We start from the raw sequence: 19,586 nt of genomic DNA on the forward strand, positions 1-19,586 counted from the left end.
CGGCGCGTGCGGCCTCGGCGTCCTGGGCGGCCTGGTCGGCGGAGGCGCGGGCCTCCTGGGCGTAGCCCTCGGCGCGTCCGGCCGCCTTGTCGGCGGCGGCCGCGTCCTCGGTGGCCTGGCGCTGGTACTCCAGGCTGCGGGCCAGCGACTGCGAGGCCTTGGAGGCGGCAGTCGCCGCCTGGGCCGCGTAGCCGAGGGCCTCCTTGGCGTAGCCCCGGGCGTCGGAGGCGTAGCCGGCGGCGTTGGCCGCGTGCTGGTACGCCGCCTTGGCGTCGCCCGCCGCCTGGTCCGCCAGGTTCTTCGCCGCGGCCGCTTCGGCCTGGGCGTTCTTGGCGTGGGCGTCGGCGACGGCCTGCTGCTGCTCCGCGATCGACTTCGACGCCTGTCCGGTCAGGACGACCAGGCCGGCGGCGGAGTCGGTGGTGACGTAGGGCGCACCGATCTGGATCGCGTCGTTAGCCGGCTTGGCGACCTGCGCGGCGGCGTTGCCCGCGTCCTCGGCGGCCTGCGCGGTGACGTGGGCGAAGCCCGCGGCCTTGGCGGACGCGGCCATCGCCTTGCCCGCTTCCAGGCTCGCCTGGTCGGCCTGGGCCTTGGCGTCCTTGGCGTGAGCCTCGGCCTCGTCGGCGAGCTTGACCGCGGCGTTCGCCTCGGCGGAGGCGCGCTCGGAGGCCTGGATGGCTTCGGAGACCGCGAGCGTGGAGGTGGCCACGGCCTCGTCGACCTTGGCCTTGGCGGCCTGGGCGGCGTCCGCGTCGGAACGGGCGCGCTTGGCGGCGGCCTCGGCGCGGGTGGCCGCGGCGTCCGCGTCGGCGGCGGCCTGGGTGGCGGCGTCGGCCTCGGTCTGGGCGCGACCCGCCGCGGCTTCGGCCTGCGTGGCGTACCCGTCGGCGGCGTCGGCGGCGGTACGGGCCGCGTCGGCCGCGTCCCCGGCCTCCAGGGACTGGGCGTACGCCTCCTTGGCGTCGGCCTTGGTGCGCGCGGTGTCGGCCTTCTGCGCCGCGTCCCACGCGCTGTCGCGCTTGGCCTTGGCGTTGTCCCGGGCCTTGACCGCGTCGTTCTTGCGCGCGACGGCGGTGGACTCGGCGCCCTCGGCCTTCTTCTGCGCGTCCTGCGCCTTGCCCGCCTCGCTCTGGGCGTTGATCTTGTGCTGGTTGGCCTCGGCCTGCTTCGCGGCGGCGGTCTCCTTCTCCGCCTTCGCCGTCTTCTCCTCAGCCTCCGCCGAGAGCCGCTTGGCGTGCGCGTCGGCGGCGGCGACCTTCGCGTCGCCCTCGGCCTTCAGCGCGACGGCCAGCTTGGCCTCCGCGGTCTCCTTCTCCTTCTTGGCGTTGTCCCGGTGCAGCTTCGCGCCGTCGGCGGCGGCCTTCGCCTGCAGCTCCGCCTTGTACGCGGCTTCCTTGCGGAACTCCGCGTTGACCTGCGCCGTCTGCGCCAGCGCCCGCTGCGCGATGGTGTCGCTGTCGGCGGCGGCAGTACGGGTGGCGGCCTCGGCGGTCTCGCCCGCCTTGACCATGGCCGTCAGCGCGGCGACCGCGCCCTTGGTGACCTGCGCCTTCTGCTGGGCGACCAGGAGTCCACGGCCGCGCGGGGAGCCCGCGGCGTCGGCGATGGCGTACGCGGCCTGCTCGGCCTTGTCCGAAGCGGTGGCCGCCGTCTGGGCCGCCGTCAGCTGCGCCTTCAGCGCGGTGAGCCGGCTCTTGGCCGCGGCCTGGGTGTCGGTGACGCCCTTCTTCGCCTTGTCGAACTGCGCCGTCTTCGGGTAGGCGAGGTCGTCGCTGCCCTGGTGGCCGGACGGCTTGATCAGGAAGCTCTGCGAGGTGCCCGTCTTGCAGTCGAAGAGGCGCGCGTCGGTGCTCTTGGTGAAGTTGGGCAGGTCCACGCACTTGCCCGTGGAGTTGCTCTTCAGGCTGGTGGCGGCCTGGACGTTGCCCTTCCAGGACTGGCCGGCGGACTTGTAGCAGTCGTAGACCTGGATCTTCGTGCCGTTGGCCGACTTGTTGCCGTCGATGTCCAGGCACTTCTGCGAGCTCATGCTGCGCAGGTGCAGGTCGTCCTCGCCGCTCTCGACCTGCCACCGCTGGGCGACGCCGCCGTTGCAGGTGTAGATCTGCACCGGCGTGCCGTTGGCCGTGCCGCCGCCCTGGACGTCCAGGCACATGCCCTTCGCGCCCGGCACCTCGACGGTGACGTAGCTGTCGCCGATCCAGCCGATGCCGCCGGGGGACCAGTAGTCCTGCCAGCGCACCAGGTGGTCGGCGACCCAGGACTGGCCGACGAGGTCACCGAGCGTCTTGGCACCCGAGGCGAGCGCCTTGGTCGCGTCCTTGTTGGCGGTCAGGATCGCGTTGCGCTGCGCCTGCTGCGCGGCGATCTCCTGCTGCCACTCGGTGGTCGCGGTGGACGTGAGGTCGCCGAGGACCTCGTTCGGGTCCATCGGGTCGCGCCAGGCACACGAGGCGAAGCGGGACTTGAGGTCCTCCACCGCGATGCGGTACTCCACGGTGCCCGGCTGGGGGGCGGTGCGCGCGAAGCCGCCGGAGGACAGGAACAGGCGCGCGTTGTCGGCGCCGGTCGGCTCCAGCGACCAGTTCGTCAGGTGGTCGAAGCCGTCGTGCTCGGCGAGGTCGCGGTCCCAGTTCGGGTTGCCGACCGGTGAGGGGTCGGGACCGTACAGCGGCGTGCCCAGGTCCTTGACCGCCTTCACGGTCGCCGCGTCCGCCTGGGGCGTCGGGTCCTCGTAGAAGTCGCCCTCGTCCTTCCAGAACCGGTCGGAGATCCACTTCGACAGGCCGGTCTGGCCGTAGAAGTCCTCCTTGCCGTCGCTCGTGCCCGGCGGCCAGTGGAAGGCGGCCTCGGTGAAACCGCCGGGGGTCGAGAGGCCATCAAGCGGCTTCTTCCACGTGCCGCGCAGCGCGTCCAGCGCGTCCAGCTCATTGAGCGCGGCGTTCTTGTCGCCGGTGTACGCCGTGGCGAGCGGCGTCTCCTCCCAGTACTCGCGGTCGGCCAGCGCGTGCAGCTTGTCCTGCGGCTGGTTCAGCCCGTCCTGCGCGGTCGCGGACATCGCGGGCCCGCCCAGGCGCAGGACGTCGCTCATCAGGCACTGGTCCTGGCGCCACTGTTCGGCGGGCGTGTCGACGTACCAGTCCTGCGAGTCCGATGCCTTGGCGGCGCGGACGTCGCCGGCGGCGGGGCCGGACTGGGTGACGAGGCCGCCGAGTACGGCGAGCGCCGTGACGGCCGTGACGACGGGCGTGAAGGCCGAGGTGAAGGCGGCTGGTCCCCGTGATCGCGAGGATCGCGGCGGAAACAGCCTTGGTCGAGAGCGCACTTGTTCTCCTTCTGAGCACGCGCTGTGCGGATGGACGCCCTGCCGGAGGTCGGCAGGGCGCGGTGAGGAAAGGGCGCGGGCCGAGAGGCCTGCCCTGTTCGCGGAGTCGGGAAAAGCGGAAAGCAGTGACGGCGGCGTGCCGAGCTACGACGGTCGGCAGGCCGGTCGGTGACTCGCCCCGCTGCTCACGGCCGAACAGGTGGCGAGGAGTTGGTGCGCCGGCACGACAAGTGCGGGCGACTGACGCGTGCTGGAGGCAGGACCTCTCGCACGGGTCTTGAAGCAGTGGTCAGGCGGTCATGTGTGGGCGCATGCGGGAACCGTGTTCCCGGCGGGAGTCGTCGAGGTGGTCGACGTGACCAACGTGGACGGCGTCATCCGTCCGTACACGGCGAGTACTTCACCCATCCTGCGCATGCGGCTCTGCACGGCAGTTCCTCCCCCTGAAGAACTGTGGAACCGGAAGGACCGAAGCACTTCCCTCTCAGGCGAACACACGATCGACTGATCGTGTAGAGATTACGAGTACACGACATGCCGGTCAACAACTCCTTGCCGTGTACATCGAATTGTGATCTCCAGCTACTCGGACCAGGAAGCGCGGCTACGTTCCGTTGCGAACACGGCCTGCTTCACGGTGGCCGCACCCGCCGCCCGCGGACGACGAGAAGGCAGGGATTCGTACGGGAGTCAGCTTCCGAGGCCCGCGTCCCGCGCTCTGGCCACGGTCTCGGCGCGGGTCGTCGTCCCGATCTTGCTCATGATCGTGGACACGTGGTTCCGTACCGTCTTCTCGGCGACGCAGAGGCTCCGGGCGATCTGGTGGTTGTCCTGCCCGAGGGCGACACGTCCGAGCACCTCCCTCTCCCTGGCGGTGAGTTCGGGAAACGCCTGCGCCGTGTGATCGTGCTGGGCCTGCGTGAAGAACCCGCGGATCTTCGCGGCGACGTCCCTCCCGTACACGGCACTTCCCGACGCGGCGGCGAGGACGGCATGCGCGATCTCGGTGCGGTCCGCTCCCTTGAACAGGTAGCCGTCGGCCCCCGCCCTCAGCGCCGCGACGAGCGTCTGATCGTCGTCGTGCATGGTCAGCACGAGGACGGCGGGCCCGCCGGGGCTCGCCTTCAGGTGGCGTATCGCGGCGATGCCGTCGAGGTGGGGCATGGTCAGGTCCGTCAGGACCACGTCGGGGGACGTCTGTTCCACCAGCGCGAGCAGTTCCCTGCCGTCCGCCGCCTCGCCGACGACGTCGATCCCGCCGTACCCCGACAGCGCGGCCACCAGGCCGAACCGGAACATCGGATGGTCCTCGGCGACGACGACCCGCACCGCGTCCCCCGTACGCTCGCCCGCTCCCGCTGTGGGCGGTCCGTCCTCGCTCACCTACTCACCCTCCCCCTCGTGCGCTGACGCACTCCACGGCAGTGTCGCGGTCAGCACCGTGCCCCGGTTCCCGGAAGCGAGGCCCAGGCTTCCGCCCAGCTCTTCCGCGCGCCGGCGCATGGAAGTGAGGCCGACCCCCGCCGCGAACCGGCCCGGGTCCCCCGTCCCGTCGTCGGCGACGACGAGGGTCAAGGACCGCTCCCCGAAGGCGAGGGAGGCCGTGGCGCTCGACGCCCGCGCGTGCCGCACCACATTGGTCATCGCCTCGGTGAGGATGCGGTAGGCAGCGCCCTCGACCCGCGGCGGTATCCGCACGGGCGTACCCGTGACGCGTACGTCGATCCGCACCAGTGGCTCCAGGGAGCGGGCATGCCCGCGCACGGCCTCGACCAGGCCCACCTCGTCGAGCACGCCGGGCCGCAGGCCCTCGATGATGCGACGGATCTCCCCGACGGCACCGGTCGTCTCCTCACGGATCCGCGCCAACAGCGCCCCGGCCGCGTCCAGGTCGCCGCTCGCCAGGCGCTCCGAGGCGGCCTGGAGGCCGAGTCCCACACCGGCCAGGGACGGGCCGAGCCCGTCGTGCAGGTCATGGCGGAGCCGTTCGCGCTCCTGGCGCGTCGCTTCCCTCACGTCGTCGCGCTGGGCCGCCAGTTGTTCGGTGAGCTGCAGGGCCCTGACGAGGACGGCGACCTGCTGGGCGAGGGCGCCCAGCAGGTTCCTGTCGTCGCGCCCGTACGGATCCCCCGGAGTGCGGTCCGCCACCGTGAGCGTCCCCAAGTGCTGCCCCGCGAGGCGCAGTTCCCGCACGTGCCCCGCCGCCGGCGCCGGCCCGGCCGACGCCAGCGTCCTACCCCGGCCGTCCGTGACTGCCACCGCCGGAGCCCGAACCGCGGCCCGCACGGCGAGCAGCGCCGCCGGCAGCAGCTCACGCTCCTCGGAGTCCGCCACGCGCTCGCCCAGGAGGGCCAGTGCGCGCAAGGGGTCGCGCCCCGAACCGTAGATCCACCAGTCCACCGAGCGCTGCACGCGTTCCTTCACCGGCGCCAGGCCCACGGCCACCAGCGCGGCGGCCAGCACTCCGGAGAGCCCGCGGGGACGCCAGAGGCCACCGAGGGCGACGGTGACCAGGAGGTACGTACAGACGACCGCCGCCGTCAGGGCGCCGTACACCAGCCCGCGGCGCAGCACGGCCTCAATGCCGAGCATGCGGTAGCGCAGGACACCAATGCCGACCGCGATGGGCACCAGCACGGCCATGGCGGAGCGGACGAGCGGTGCGACGAAGAAGGAGGATCCGATGACCACGCCCATCACGCAGAGCATCCAGGCCAGTTGCTGACGTCGCGGCGGTTGCGTACGGAGCAGGCGCAGCACCGCCTGCCCGGTGATCAGGACCGTGCACACCGCGACCACGACGAGCGCGGTCGCCTGCACACCGTCCAGCACGGCGCCCGGCCGGCTGAGGGGCGGGGTGCCGCCCGGCACGATGTCGTCGTACGCCTCCGGGTCGAAGGCGGAGGACAGCACGAGGGCGCTGATCGCGAGGGCGGCCAGCGCTACGGGCCACCTCAGCCAGCGCTGGGCGAGGCGCCCGTCCGGATACAGCGCCAGCACGACGGTGGGGAGCGCGAAGACCGCGGGCAGGTGCGCGCCGGCGGCAGCGGCCGCCGACCACGGTGCGCCCGGCCACGCAGGCTCGGCGACGAGCAGGCCGTAGCCGCCGTAGGCCGCCAGTCCCATCTGCAGGGAACCCGATCCACCGATGGCGAGAAACAGCCACCCCACCGGGGTGCGTGGCCGCAGCAGGGCCAGCACGGCTCCGGTCCCCACCCAGGACAGCATGGAGATGCCGAGCAACACGGTCTCCGTCGTACTCGCGACGTCCTTGCCCACCAGGGGGAAACGGACTGCCACGACCCCGGCGAACAGCACCGCGCCCACCGACGCCGCCGTGATCGATCCGGCGGCCCAGCGCACCGCTTCGCCCCGTTCCACACCCCATTGTCCAGCGGGGCCCGGGGCGGACGCAGCGCACGCGTCGGCCATCGTGCGGTGCCGGGTCACCGCTTTCAGCCCCTGAAGAGCTCGGCCAGCAGTTCGAGCAGACCGCCGCCCCCGCCGTCAGCGCCGATGGGGCGGAGGGACGCATGGGGTACGGGTCCTGACCGTCCCGGGCGCTGTCCCGGGCGCGTGGGCGCGTTCGGGCCCGACGCGGGAATCCGTGAGCCCCCGCACATCGCCGTGCGCGGATACAGCCCGCAGAACTCCTCGGGGATCGACCGTTGCCGCTGGTCAAACCGCTGCCCGTACGTTGCCCGGCCCCGCGGGACACGGCCCGCCGCGAACAGGACCGCTGCCTCATGAAAGGGCCCCGCCGGGCGGCCCAGTCTGTGTTCGGGCGGTCATCGGAGACAGCCCAGGACAGCTGGACACCGAGTACGCGGAAGCAGGAGGACACATGAACAAGGGCCTGGCACAGATGGTGCTGACGGCGGTCGCCGAGGTGGCGTCCCACACGATCGGCCTCTCGGCACGGATGGCTCCGGCGCACCGGGCCGACGAGCACGCACCACAGGAGGGCACCGCCCCCGGCACGGACAACGCGGCCCCGGCCACCCGTACCGCGCTCTTCCAGGCGCGGAGCAACGCGGTGCGGCTCGAGGGCCGGGGCAGCAACACCACCTTCGGCACGTGGTTCTTCAGCAACACGGAACTGAGCGTCCGCAACGAAGGCGCGTCCCCGGGCGAGGCCATGGTCCAGACCCTGCTCGGCGCGGACCCCGAGTGGATCCCGGTGTCCCCGGGCGAGACCATGACCATCCGTCGCTGGTGGGGAGCCGTACCGATCCGGGTCGTCAACACCGGGAGCGCTCCCCTGACCGTCTGGACGCTGTGAGCGACTTGACGGACTACCAGATCAGTGTCTTCACCGGGAACGTCAATGGGGCTGGCACGGACGCCAACGTCTTCCTGACCCTGTACGGAAGCCGGGGAAGCAGCGACGAGCTCCAACTCGACAGCGAGGGCGACGACTTCGAGCGGGCCAGTACCTCCGTCTTCACGTACACCCTCGAAGACCTGGGTGACCTGCGGAAGGTCCGGGTGCGTCACGACAACAGCGGTGCGCGGCCCGGCTGGTTCCTGAGCCGGATCCTGGTCCGGGACATGGACGGCGACCGGGAGTGGACGTTCCCGTGCTCGCTGTGGCTGGCCACCGACGAGTTCGACGAGCAGATCGACCGTACGCTCGACCTGGCCTGACGAACGCCCGCCGGCGCCGGGCGCCGACGCGGCCGAGCGGCTTCGGGCGCGTCGCGCGCTGGTGACAGGGGTCTGCCCCGGTCCTGCCCCTCGTGATGAGCGTGGGGCGGGACCGGGGCAGAGTCGAGGGGCCGGATCAGGCGGCGTTCACGGCGTCCGCGCCGGAGCCGTCGCCCGCGGGGAGGGGGACCTCGGCGTCGGGGCCGGGCGGGCAGATCTGGCGCTGACGGTCGCGGGACTCGTCGCCCGGGCCGGGCGGGCAGATCTGACGCTGCTGCTTGCCGGGCTTGGAGGGCTTGTTGACGTGCTTGGCCGTGTACTTCCAGGAGGTGACCGTGCCGTTCGGGGTGAGCTTGACGAACGTGCCGTCGTTCAGCGTCACCGCGGCCTTGTTGATCGCGGTCAGGACGTGCAGGCGGACCTTGCCGAGGAACAGATCGGCCTGGTAGCCCTTGCCGGCCAGCTTGTAGACCTTGGCGGTCATCCCGCCGCGCAGCTTCACCGTCTTGACGTACGAGCGCTTGACGCTCTGGTGCGCGTCAGTGGCGGTGCTGGGGGTGGAGGGCTGTTCGCAGGCCATCGCGCCGGCGACCGGGCCACCGACGGCCGCGACGGCGACCAGGGAGACCAGAGCGGTCCGCATGTACTTCCGCATGAGGTGTTCCTTCGAAGTGTGGGGGGATGTGGGGGTGGGGTGTGGGGTGTGGGGTGCCGGGGGTTGTACGCGGACTTGATCCGTCCGCTTTCCGACACTTCAAAGGTATGCGGGCCACGTTGCCTTCTTTGCACGGGCTCGTAACGGCGTTTGCTCAAGCACCCCAAGGTCCTGTGACGGCGGGCCCTGACGATCCGGTCCGGGCAACGGGCTGAGCCGGCGGGACGCGATCTGACGCCGGGATCTGATGCAGGGATGCGAAAGAGCCGGTAGCCGCTCACCTCGTACGCGTAGGTGATGGCTACCGGCTCTCCGGTCCGTGGCGACGGCTCTGCCATCGCCACGGAGATACTCGCGCGCGTCGCCCCAGAAGGGCAACGTGCTTGGAGTCAGCGTCAGTTGTTGGTCTTGCGGCGGCGCAGCATCGTGAAGCCCAGGCCCGCCGCGGCGACCGCGGCGGCGCCGCCTCCGGCGGCCAGGAGCACGGTGTTGTCACCGGAGTCGGCCGTGGTGGCGGCCTGTTCAGCGTTCTCGGTACCGGCCTTCACGCCGCCCTTGGGCATCCGCATCTGGTCCAGGCCGGTGGCCGCCTTGGTGCCGTCCGCGGACTTGGAGATGCCCGTGGACTTGGCCCAGGTCTGCAGGAGCTTGCCTTCCTTGGTGACGGTGACCTTCAGGCCCGAGGGCAGCTTGACCGTGGGGCGCTTGGTGGCGTGGGCGCCGTCGAGGAAGCCGCCGTGCTTGGCGCTCCAGAACGTGGCGCCCCAGACGCTGTCGGTGCCCTTCTCCACCAGTGCGGTGTTTCCGTCCTTGAGGATGACCTTGCGCTGGGTGTTCTGGTTGGGCTTCGGCTTGGTCTTGGTCCAGGTCTGGGTGAGGGTGCCGCCGTGGTTCAGGGTGACCTTCAGGCCCGACGGCAGCGACTTCGACGCACCCGGGGCCTCCAGGGCGCCCAGGGCCTTGCCGTTCTTGGCGAAGAGCTCGGCGCGGGGCTTGCCCAGGATCCAGTTGACCTTGGCCTTGCCGCCGTCCTTCAGGGCCACCGTCCTGGTCTTCACCTGGTCCTGCGGCTTGGGCTTGGTGCCCTGGCCGTCGGTCCACTTCTGGGTCAGGGTGCCACCGTAGTTCAAGGTGACCTTCAGGCCCGAGGGGAGGACCTTGGAGGCACCGGGTCCCGACAGGGCGCCGAGGGCGTCGCTGCGCTTGCCGAACAGCTCCGCGCGGGGCTTGCCCAGGATCCAGTTGATCTTCGCCATGCCGCCGTCCTGCAGGCTGACGTACTTCTCCTTCACCTGGTCCTGCGGCTTGTCCCCCGGGCTGCTGGTGAACGCCTGGGTGAGGGTGCCGCCGTGGTTGAGGGTGACCTTCAGACCCGACGGGAGGGTCTTCGACGCACCCGGGGCCTCCAGGGCGCCCAGCGCGTTACCACCCTTGCCGAACAGCTCCGCGCGCGGCGTGCCCAGGATCCAGTTGACCTTCGCGGTGCCGCCGTCCTTCAGGGCCACGGTCTTGGTCTGCACCTGGTCCTGCGGCTTGTCCTCGGGCTTGGTCTCCGGCTTCGTCTCGGGCTTCGTCTCCGGGTCCGGCTTGGTGTCGGGGACGGTGGGGTTCTCCGGCTGGACCGAGGGGGTCGTGGGGCCGGTGCCCGGGTCGGCCGGGGCGTCGGCGAAAGCCGCACCCACCGGCAGGGCGAGGGCGGTCACCGTGCCCGCGGCGATGGCGGCGTTACGGAACGTGGAACGGCGGGCGGCCTTCATGAAAATGGTCTCCTGTCGTAAGCGGCCCCTCTTTTCGGCCGCCTTTCTTGCTGACAGAAATAAAGGTAAAGGGCTGGTATTGCGCTCATCGGTAGAGGATGTAACGGCCACCCCCAGAAAGGACGGCGGCATCGTTACGCCAACCTGACCTCACAGGAAAGGACTCTTGCCGCGGCGGCCGGGACTTTCGGCCTGCCGCACGGGCTCCGACGGGCGCTTACACGCGGGCAGGCGCAAAAGGACTAGGGACGGCCAGCAGCCGCGCCCGATAGCGATGCGTGGGCCTGACCAGCGAGTATTACGGTTGACCGAGGAGCCGCAGGACAGCTGCGGCAGGCCAGGGAGCATCTTGGGGCGGCCGTTACGTTCCCGACAAGGTTCCGAGACACCGGGCCGCTAAGATAAGAAGACCGAAATCACTCTGCCTGAATTCCACTCCCCTCTCCATCCTTACATATTCAAGGAAAACGGAGATCGCCCGGCATTCCCAGGCACATTCATGATTCGCTTCCCTTCCTTGTGTGCGCCGCGAGTGCCGCGCGAGCGGGTTCCCGTGACCGGACCCTTCGCTTTCCTGTCCAGGAGCTGAATCACTCATGTCCCCCGCTCCTCGCCGCGCCGTGCCGGGTCGTCGCGCGCACTGCGGCTGCGCAGGTACGCGACAGCGGCGGCTCCTTCGCGCTGGTTCGCGGCCCGAGCGCGAACGGGCGCGAACACTTCGCGGAGCAGCGCGAACCGCTCCCCGGATCGGGACTCTTACCGCCGTAGCCTGACGGCATGCCGCGCACCCGAGCACCCCGGCCCGTGACCCGTCGCGTGGCCGTCGGCGCGTGCCTCGCGCTCGTCGCAGCGTGGTGCACCCGCTCGACGCCCGGCGCCCCCGCCGGAGATGGCTGCGGCGCGGTCCCGTGCGCAGCGGACCTCACTCGACGAGCCGCAGATGACGACCGCGGCCTGACGCCGCGTCACGGCCGGCCGACTCCTCGACGGCGTCGCCCCGAGCGTCGCGGATGGCCGCGTCGGCGTCGGGGGCGGGCATCGGCAAGCCGTTGACACGGGCCGCGTACCGGGCTTCGGTGAGCGCGTCGAGGACGGCCTGACTCGTGCTGCGCCCGTCGGCGCGGACCTTGGGTGTCAGCGGAGACGTGCGGTGGTTGCACAGGCCGAGGCGGGACGCTCCCGGGGGTGGCCACGCCTGGGGGCCGGGGGGCATGTCGTCGAACCGGAGCGGATAGAACGGGCCCTTCAGGAAGAGGCCGTGGGGCTCATTGTCGCTGATGATGCCGAGGAGCTGTTCCGCGTAGGCAAGGTGCGGTTCATCTGCCCGCGCGCAGCCTTCGCCCCCGGCCGCGCAGCCCGAGCACGGGCACGGCCTCGCGTTCGGGTCGCGTACGCCGTGCTCGCTGACGTGGTGGAAGGCGAGGAGCGAGACGCCCGCACCACGGGCTTGGTTCAGCAGATCCCGGCCCCGGGCTTCCAGGCCCGCGCACTCCTCGCACGGCTGCGTCGGCAACGGCGTCAGGTGCCGGTCGTTCACGCCGTCGGCTCCCACGGGTCGACGTCAGGCAGGGATAACGATGTCGCGGCGACGCCGTCCGGTAAGACGACGCGGGTGGCGGACGGCCCGACCAGGCCGACGAACAGAGTCATGCACGACAGACCGAAGGCGCTGAAGGTGCGCACCATGTGGCGGTCGTCATCGTCGTCGCGCGCGTGCCGGGCTTCGCTGTTCACAGGGTGTCCTCACACAGGTCGAGGTGCCCGCCCCGGGGCATGGAGGTAGCCCGGGGTAGGCGGTACAGGGAGCCCGGCCGCGCCCACAGGAGCGGGCGGGGCGCGGCCGGACATTCGGAGCGGGTGACGCGACCCCCGAGGGGACAGGGGGCGCGCCGCCCGCGCGCACCGGTGGCGTTGAGCGGAGCTGGCGCGGTGTCCGCGTGCGCTTGCGGTGCGGCCTGCCCCGGCGCGGGGGCGCCAGGGAGACGTCGAGGGGGTGGCGCGGCGACCTTCCCCACAAGCCGCGCCACCCGGGCCCCGGATGGGAGCCCGCCGCCGCGCGGGAGCAGGGCGCGGACAGAGCGGGCCGGGGCCGCCCTCTCACCGGGGCCACGGAGCCGCACCACGGCCACGCCAGGGAGAGGGGAAGGGCGGGTGTCCGGCCATCGCCTACCGACAGGCGGTGGCTGGAGACCCGGTCAGTGGGCCGGAGTGGGCACCGGGCGCTTCGGCGGGTGCCAGGCGGCCTGATGGGTCGCCACTCCGTACCAGAGGAGGAACCACGCCAAGGCGAGCACGATCGCGTAGGCCACGGTCCGCCACAAGCGGGGTTGCTGCTCCTCAGGCTCCGGCTCTTCCGACTCCGTGCTCACGCTGCCCGCCCGGCGGTCTGGGCGCGGCGGGCCAGCTCGGCGACGGTCCGGTACTGCTGGTGGTAGAGGTGGCCGACGTTCCACGCCGCGCGCGCCCAGATCTGAGCGCGCTGGAACTGGGCCTTGTCCGTCCACGGATTGGCTCGCCTCCTGCACGGCCGGACGTCCGACTGGTACGGCGCGGCCCTGATCAGGTTCTCCGGGGACAGGCGGGCATACACGGCGATGAACCAGCCCGTCAGGACTTCCACGTCTTCGTCCAGCGTCCCCCGGCTGCGCTCCCCGAAGGACGCGCGCCGCACGGCGTTGCAGCGCTCCGCGACCTTGTCTATATCGATGGACAGTGCGGGCGTGGTCGTCACGGGAACGGGCTCCTGGTCCTGGTCGTCGTCGAGATGGAGGGGTGGCGTAGCGGGCCGGAAGCGTCACGTCCCGCCACGCCACCCCGAAGGGGGCGGCCAGCACCCGGCCCCGGAACGGGGTCAGCGAGCCCCGTCCTGCCGTGTGCTGGCCTCCTGCCCGGCCTCCGCAGATGTCAGAGCGGCGGCGGCCGGGAGTAGCGGGCGGTGCGGGGCGGAGGACCCCCCACGGGCCGCCGCCCCGCACCAGACGGGGCGATCGCGCCCGGCCCGTCGGACCCTCCCCGCCCACGGGACAGACGAGGAGGGGGCTCTCAGCGCGGCCGGCCGTGATGGGACGTCAGGCCGCGGAGGGCGTCAGGGCGGCGGCGACCCTTGACCGTGTCGTGCAGCACCGCCAGGTGGGCGAGGAGCCGTTCGCCGACATCCCGGGCCAGGGCGCGGCCGTACCTGGCGCACTCGTGCGAGTCGTACGTCCCGGGGTGCTGCTCGATGCGCTTCCGGCACGTCACCAGCTCCGCCATAACGTGCGCCCTCTCCTGGCTGCCCGCGTCGAGCTGGCGGGCCAGCTCCTCGACCTCGTTCGCCATGCACGCCAGGCCGCCCAGGAACAGGTGCAGCCGCTTTTCGACCTCCCTCGCGCTGGTGCACTGGGCGATCGGGTACGAGCGTGTCAGGTCTTCCACCATGACGTCGTACGGCTCCAGGCCGTCCGATCGTCCCTCGACGAACGGCCCCGCCGACTGCCTCTCCTGATACAGGTTCACGCCGTGCTGCTCCTCTCCTCGCGCCACGCAGCCCCGGTATCAGGAGACGGCGGGCCGTGACGGGACGTCAGTCCGCGGGCTCGCAGGGGACGGGGCGCAGGCGGGGCAGGGAGGCGGCCGCTCGACCTCATTGGGTAGACCTGTCTCGACCAGGAACGCCCCACGGTCGCTCAGCCAGCCGCGCATGGCCTCGACCCGCGAGTGCCGCACGTCGATGTGGTCGTGAAGGGGGAGGAGCAGACCGCTCGCCTCGCTGCGCTCGAACGCGGGGAGAACGTTCTTCACCCACTGCGGGCGCTGCTCGACGACGGCGGCCGGGTCCGTGTCGATGAAGGAAGCCACGACGTGCCAGTCCCGGCCGTGGGCGTAACGCCTCATGAACTCCTGGTTCATCGCCGCCTCTGCGGCATTGTGGGTGACCTGGTAGAGGATCACCTCTGTGCGGTAGCCGGACGACGCATCCGCGATATCGCGGCGCCGCCCCTGCTGCTCTTCCGTCCTCTTCGCCATGGCCAAAATCATTTCGAATGCGAGGAGTTCGGAACAGAAAGCGGGCGTGGTAGCCGACCGATGAAATTCGGACCGGGTGCCACACCCGCTAGTAGCCGCCTGATTACAGGGCGGATTTCAGGGTTGCCGGGTCGAACGAGGGCGCCCCCTCGATCGGCCGGACTCCGACCAGGTTCGCCACCGTCCGCAGTCGGTTGGTGGACAGCCGCCCGGCCCTCCGCACGATCACGGAGGGGAGCGTCTGGTGGGCCGCCCAGTTGGGCGACGCGGTCACCGCGTCGTGGATGACGGAGAGAGCCGCGTCATAGTTGCTCTTGGCCACGAGAACCTGCGCCAAATCCATCTCGTACCGGCGCTGCGCCGCCTCTTGAAGCTGTGACAACTGGCGCCGGTTCAGGGAGTCCACCAGGTCACTGGCCTTGGAGATCTCGCCCAACGACACGTTAATGCCGACGGCCTGGACGGCGGCCGATGTCGGCCCGTGCAGCGTGCCGAACGCGCCGTGCTCCGCACCCATCCGGGCCCCGGCCATGTTCGACTCCCCGAGGAATGTGTGAGCCAGGTCGGAGCGCTCCATCCGGGAAGCGACGACCGCCGCGAAATTCACGTGAGATCCGTACACGGTCCACTCATCCCGAGTCGCGGTCCTCCCCCGCACGGGTTCGATGTCCACAGCCGCCTTCTCCGCCAGTGCCAGGGCGTCGTCGAGCCGGGCGTCCCGTAGGTACACCCACGCCCTCCCGGAGGCCACCAGAGCGTCACGGAGGGGGTCGGCAGCCTTGCGGGCTGCTTGGGCGGCGTGGCCGATTCCCGCGTACGCCAGATCTCGCGCGCCCCAGAGGTTCGCCACGTACGCGGCGATGCGAAAGGCGTCCGACATGACTGCGTGCCCTGCCGCCTGCTCGCCGTCCGGGAGCGCATGAAGGGTCACCGCGGCCTGGCGGAGCAACTGGACGGCAAATCCGCCGACTTCCCCGTACTCGCCATCCCAGTAGCGCTGCCAGGCATGGCGCACCAGGCTGTCGAGCTCCGCCACGGTGACCGGATCGAGGTCGGTCGGGAGGAGGCCGGCCGAGACGTCGTGCACCGTGTTGGACAGCCGCACTAGAACCTTGCGGTCGTCGAGACCCATGCTGCGCACGGGGGCTTCCTCACCGAGGATCACGGAGGTGCGGGTGTGGAGGGCACCAGCGATCTTCAGGAGGGTGGGGAGAGTGAGGGTCTTGTCCTGCTCTGCGTTCCTGATCGTCTGGACGGACACGCCCGTCAGTTCGGCCAAGGACTCCTGCGTGAGGGTTGCGCCGCGCATGATCGCGATGCGTTCACCCGTGCTGTATTCGCTCCACTGGGGCATGATGTCTCCTGACATGTGCCGTTCGGATAGCCGTATTTGAACGGTACCCCCGCCCCAGGGCGGTGAGGGCCCCGTGAGGTTTCAAATTCCTTACGGGGCCTTCTTGTTGATCAGAACTACCAACAGGCGTGGTAGTCGGTCCGAAACTCGACCCTCAACTACTACGCCTGCTTTCTGTCCTTGAGGAACTCCTAGGCAGACCATCTTCGAATGAAGGCTCGAACCCCCGTGCTACTCAAGCCGGTTCTTCGAGTCATCACATTTAGATCCGCAACAAGGCGGCGGCCGAGATGGAAGACTGCACGCATGGTGAACGACCCTCGACGTACCGTGATTGTCAACACTGAGCCTCCCCGCTGCGGCGTATGTCCTACGCGCCCGTACCTGTGGAAGGACATGACCGAGGTGCGAGCGTCCTCACCCGCGTGGCACTGGCACTGCTCCGGCTGCACCACGAAGCGCTGGCCGACAGACGAGGAGAGAGCGGTGTTCAACTGATGGGGCACCACGAGGACAGAGCCCTTCCGTGCATGCGGCAGGTACCGGACCCGAACGACCCAAGTAAGACGATCACGTGCACCGGCACGAAATCCACGGTCTACGTCTACCGAGACGACGGGACGGTTGAAAGTCAGCAGTCCTACGCGTGCAGCAACTGTGGGAACCAGTAGCCGACCCTCGATGCTCTGGCCCACGCTGATGCCGAGCGTAACTGTCCGTAGACCCGGCTAGCCTCCCGGCCGTGACCAACGAGAACGACGCCCACGGGGCACAGCGTCAATGGAAAGGGCAGGGTGCCCATGGTCGCCCTGCTGCACCACTGGCCGGACCGATGCTGTGTCCTGGCCTACACGACGTTCGACGGGGGGGATGACGGCCGCGATCGGCGTCGTCCCCGTGCCGGGGAACGCGAACGAGCCGACGAACCTTCTGGACACCGCCGCCGGGCACAGGGCCAGAAGCCCTGTACGGGACGGTCGCCGACCACGCGCGGGCATCGTGGCTGGCGTGCACGTGCTGGTCCTTCCGGGTCGTCCCGAAGCCGCTCACGCTCAAAGCTCGGACGCGGTGGACCTCGACATCGCCCGGACCGTGCGCCACGCTGGCACTCGCAGCGCCTGCCACAGGAAAACGTCGATGTCGCCGCCAACACAGGAGTTCACACGCACCGCCACTTCGTTCACGTTGGGGGGGCAGGGCGGGGAGCCTGGCGCTTGAGCCCTGATCTCAGCCGGAAAGGGCGTCGAGGATCTGCTGTTCCTTCGCTGGGCTGAGTCCGTGCTCAGCCCAGCGGGGGTGTTCAACGGGCCGCCCGTCGGCCTGGAGCCATGCCCACGTGTCCGCCACCGTCTCGTGCAGCGGTCGGCACGAAAGGCCGGCCGCGACCGCGCGCGGCGAGTCGACACTCCACACACCCTCGTGGGTCCTCCACAGGGGCAGTTCCGTCCACTGGGCCACCTCGTGGGCGGCGAGCACGTCAGCGGGCGCCCAGGCCGGTTCTCCTGTGCTCCCGGTGGCGGCGAGGCACGCGGCCAGGAACTCGTCGAACGTGATGCCGCCGGGGTGCGTGATGTTGTAGGCGCCGCCGCCGGACGCGGCGGCCTGGTCGAGCGCGAACCGCGCGACGTCGCGGACGTCGACGGGCTGAATCCGCTGGTCGGCGGGCCCCGGGGCGACCATCCGGCCGCCCAGGGCCGCGCGGTTCAGCCACCAAGGCAGGCGTCCCACGTACTCGCCCGGCCCCAGGATGACGCCGGGCCGCAGGCACACGCTGGCGTCGGGGAAGAACTCCTCGACGGCCCGTTCACCGCCCGCTTTCTGGAAGCCGTACTTCGTCGGGGAGCCGTCGGCCCCGGTGTAGCCGTACGACTCGTCCGCGTCGGGCGGGCAGTCGAGCAGCGGTGAGGATTCGTTCAGCGGCTCGTGCGGCCAGCCCTGGTACACAGACACGGTCGAGACGTGGACCCACCGAGCAGCAGCCCTGGCCAGGGAGCGGGCAGCGAGCCGGACGTCACGCGGCGCGAAATCACTACTGGACGTGTCCACGACTGCGTCCCACGGGCCGTGGTCGGCCAGCCGCTTCAGGTCGTCGGGGTTCAGGCGGTCACCGTTCACGGGGCGGACGCCGGGCACGTGGGTGCCGGAGCGTCCCCGGGTGAACGCGGTCACCTCCCAGTCCTGTTCGAGGGCCTGCTGAACGATCGCCTTGCCGAGGAACCAAGAGCCGCCGAGTACGAGCAGTTTCATGCCGCCGATCCTGCCTGGTCCACGGGGGCCGGGAAATGGCGCGCCCGCCGGGTGCTACCCGCGCGCTTCGGGGTGGCGCCGCGGGCGTCACGCGTGTCACCCGTGACGCCATGGTGGCTCTACGTGCACCAACGGTTCTCTGTACCCGCTCCCCCGAACGCGGGCGGGGGTGAATGCGTCGCCGCCACGCCGCACCCCGGCCACCGTCACCATCACCCGTCGACGACCCGTACATCGAGGTCCGTGACCACGGGCGCTCCTCGGGACCTGCTCACCGACCGCCGTTCTCTGCTTGCGCTTTCGCCTTCAGGAGACGGCGAGTTCGGAGTGCGAGGCGTCCCCAGGTCCGGACGCGGCGACAGCCGCCGAGCCGGATCCCGTGGAGCGCCTCCCGCGCCGGTCCGCGAGCAGGGCAAGAGCCACTCCGATGACGACCCAGACCATCAGGACCAGGCACGGCAGACCGCCACCCGCGCTGTCGAAGAAGGCGTTGGCCCGCAGAAGGCTGCCCGACGCTCCCGGGGGCAGAAGTTGGCCGATGGTGGCCCAGCCGTTGGGCAGCCAGTGCGGACCGGTGGCCAGCCCCGAGAGGGGGTTGCCGAGCAGCATCATGAGGGCTCCGCCGAGGGCGAAGCCGGCCATGCCGAATCGGGCCTGGAGGCCGAGGAGGGTCGTGGACATGGCCGCCATGCCGAGGATGAGCCCGAGTGCGGTGACCGCGAAGTCGCCGTCGATCGAGTGCGTCCCGAACTGCAGGACAGCGGCGATGGCGCCGCCGGCCACGACGGAGAAGGTCAAGGCTCCCGCCAGACGGAGCCGCAGGCCGCGATGGCCGGGGAAGACGTTGCCGAGAATCAGTGCGGGGAAGATCCCGCCGAAGATCATGGGCATCAGTGCCGAGGTCAGGCCCGCGCCGCGGGGGTCGTCGTCGGTGAACGGCACCAGGTCGTGGACGGTGGCCTGCGTCTTGTTCTGCTCCGCCACGACGTTGCCCAGCGCGGTGAGGGCGCTGGTGGCCGAGGGGCCGCTGGCGGTAGCGGTGTAGACGTCGACGCCCTGGGCGGTGATCGCGAGACCGCCGGCGATGTCCCCACCCTTGACGTCCGTCTCGACGGCATCACGGCTCTCGTAGACACGCACGTCCCACGCGGGGCCGTCGGCCTTGTCCCGGATTGCCTCGACCGCCCGCGCGGACCCGGTCACGCCGACGGGGACGTGATGCGGGCCGCTGTGGAGCGAGGGCAGCGCGAAAGCGCACAGCATCGCGGCGATGAGAGCTGTGAGGCCGAGGACGACCAGGGTCAGCTTGCGTCCCGTACCGGGCGGATTGGCGTGGTGCGACATGGTGAGGTCTTTCTTGCTGGTCACCGTCGGCCGGAGGGGCGGAATCCCTTGCCGTCCGATGGTGGTTGAGAAGGTCGGTGCGGCGGCGTCGAATGCCGCAGGCCCCGTGTGCCGGGAGCTCGGCGCCCAGCGCTTCGAGTGCCGGGAGGTCGGCGTGCAGCGCTTCGGGTGTCGGGGGGGGGGCGGGGGTAGGGGGCGCCCCCCCGGGGGGGGCCGCCCCGGCCCGGGGCCGCTGGAGGCCCGGGAGCA

The 19,586-nt window shown here is 70.9% G+C and carries 15 protein-coding genes; 2 read left to right on the forward strand and 13 right to left on the reverse strand.

Annotation, left to right across the window (positions count from 1 at the left end):
- The 3 genes from ABT160_RS43080 to ABT160_RS43090 all read right to left on the reverse strand — a co-directional run.
- Positions 1 to 3,094 (reverse strand): RICIN domain-containing protein (locus tag ABT160_RS43080; RefSeq protein ID WP_351654750.1); only part of this gene is annotated, 3,094 nt, incomplete at its 3' end.
- A gap of 924 nt (positions 3,095 to 4,018) precedes the next feature.
- On the reverse strand, positions 4,019 to 4,711 hold the full coding sequence (locus ABT160_RS43085) for a response regulator transcription factor (RefSeq protein WP_351654709.1): 693 nt from the start codon (positions 4,709 to 4,711) through the stop codon (positions 4,019 to 4,021).
- A complete protein-coding gene (locus tag ABT160_RS43090) occupies positions 4,712 to 6,709 on the reverse strand; it encodes a sensor histidine kinase (RefSeq protein ID WP_351654712.1) in 1,998 nt (665 codons plus the stop codon).
- A 463-nt stretch (positions 6,710 to 7,172) separates the two neighbouring features.
- Between ABT160_RS43090 and ABT160_RS43095 the strand changes: the two genes are divergently transcribed.
- Positions 7,173 to 7,610 (forward strand): hypothetical protein, encoded by a 438-nt coding sequence (locus tag ABT160_RS43095; RefSeq protein WP_351654714.1) that lies wholly within the window; start codon positions 7,173 to 7,175, stop codon positions 7,608 to 7,610.
- On the forward strand, positions 7,607 to 7,975 hold the full coding sequence (locus tag ABT160_RS43100) for a PLAT/LH2 domain-containing protein (RefSeq protein ID WP_351654717.1): 369 nt from the start codon (positions 7,607 to 7,609) through the stop codon (positions 7,973 to 7,975). Before ABT160_RS43095 ends, ABT160_RS43100 begins: the two co-directional genes overlap by 4 nt.
- A gap of 136 nt (positions 7,976 to 8,111) precedes the next feature.
- On the opposite strand, the gene ABT160_RS43105 is transcribed toward ABT160_RS43100, so the two are convergent.
- The 10 genes from ABT160_RS43105 to ABT160_RS43150 all read right to left on the reverse strand — a co-directional run bounded on the left by ABT160_RS43105 (position 8,112) and on the right by ABT160_RS43150 (position 19,361).
- The gene (locus tag ABT160_RS43105) at positions 8,112 to 8,630 is read right to left on the reverse strand and encodes a hypothetical protein (protein ID WP_351654720.1); all 519 of its coding nucleotides are present in this window, start codon (positions 8,628 to 8,630) and stop codon (positions 8,112 to 8,114) included.
- Positions 8,631 to 9,025: 395 nt separating this feature from the next.
- Entirely contained in the window at positions 9,026 to 10,387 is a 1,362-nt protein-coding gene (locus tag ABT160_RS43110; protein ID WP_351654723.1) for a hypothetical protein, read from the reverse strand.
- Between the two features lie 922 nt (positions 10,388 to 11,309).
- Positions 11,310 to 11,924 carry a hypothetical protein gene (locus ABT160_RS43115; protein ID WP_351654726.1) on the reverse strand — a complete coding sequence of 205 codons (615 nt, stop codon included), beginning with the start codon at positions 11,922 to 11,924 and terminating at the stop codon, positions 11,310 to 11,312.
- The gene (locus tag ABT160_RS43120) at positions 11,921 to 12,121 is read right to left on the reverse strand and encodes a hypothetical protein (protein WP_351654729.1); all 201 of its coding nucleotides are present in this window, start codon (positions 12,119 to 12,121) and stop codon (positions 11,921 to 11,923) included. The genes ABT160_RS43115 and ABT160_RS43120 overlap by 4 nt, the downstream gene beginning before the upstream one ends.
- Positions 12,122 to 12,752: 631 nt before the next feature.
- On the reverse strand, positions 12,753 to 13,118 hold the full coding sequence (locus tag ABT160_RS43125) for a hypothetical protein (RefSeq protein WP_351654732.1): 366 nt from the start codon (positions 13,116 to 13,118) through the stop codon (positions 12,753 to 12,755).
- Positions 13,119 to 13,429: 311 nt separating this feature from the next.
- Positions 13,430 to 13,882, reverse strand: coding sequence for a hypothetical protein (locus ABT160_RS43130; protein ID WP_351654735.1), 453 nt, complete (start codon positions 13,880 to 13,882; stop codon positions 13,430 to 13,432).
- Between the two features lie 39 nt (positions 13,883 to 13,921).
- On the reverse strand, positions 13,922 to 14,392 hold the full coding sequence (locus ABT160_RS43135; RefSeq protein ID WP_351654738.1) for a hypothetical protein: 471 nt from the start codon (positions 14,390 to 14,392) through the stop codon (positions 13,922 to 13,924).
- Between the two features lie 103 nt (positions 14,393 to 14,495).
- Positions 14,496 to 15,746, reverse strand: coding sequence for a helix-turn-helix transcriptional regulator (locus ABT160_RS43140; RefSeq protein WP_351654741.1), 1,251 nt, complete (start codon positions 15,744 to 15,746; stop codon positions 14,496 to 14,498).
- 1,227 nt (positions 15,747 to 16,973) lie between these two features.
- On the reverse strand, positions 16,974 to 17,993 hold the full coding sequence (locus ABT160_RS43145) for an NAD-dependent epimerase/dehydratase family protein (protein WP_351654744.1): 1,020 nt from the start codon (positions 17,991 to 17,993) through the stop codon (positions 16,974 to 16,976).
- Between the two features lie 306 nt (positions 17,994 to 18,299).
- Positions 18,300 to 19,361: a hypothetical protein gene (locus ABT160_RS43150; protein WP_351654747.1), complete on the reverse strand. Its 1,062-nt coding sequence runs from the start codon at positions 19,359 to 19,361 to the stop codon at positions 18,300 to 18,302.
- Positions 19,362 to 19,586: the final 225 nt, after the last annotated feature.

Origin of the sequence: Streptomyces sp. NPDC001941 (genome assembly GCF_040296945.1) — a bacterium.
Classification (GTDB): Bacteria; Actinomycetota; Actinomycetes; order Streptomycetales; family Streptomycetaceae; genus Streptomyces.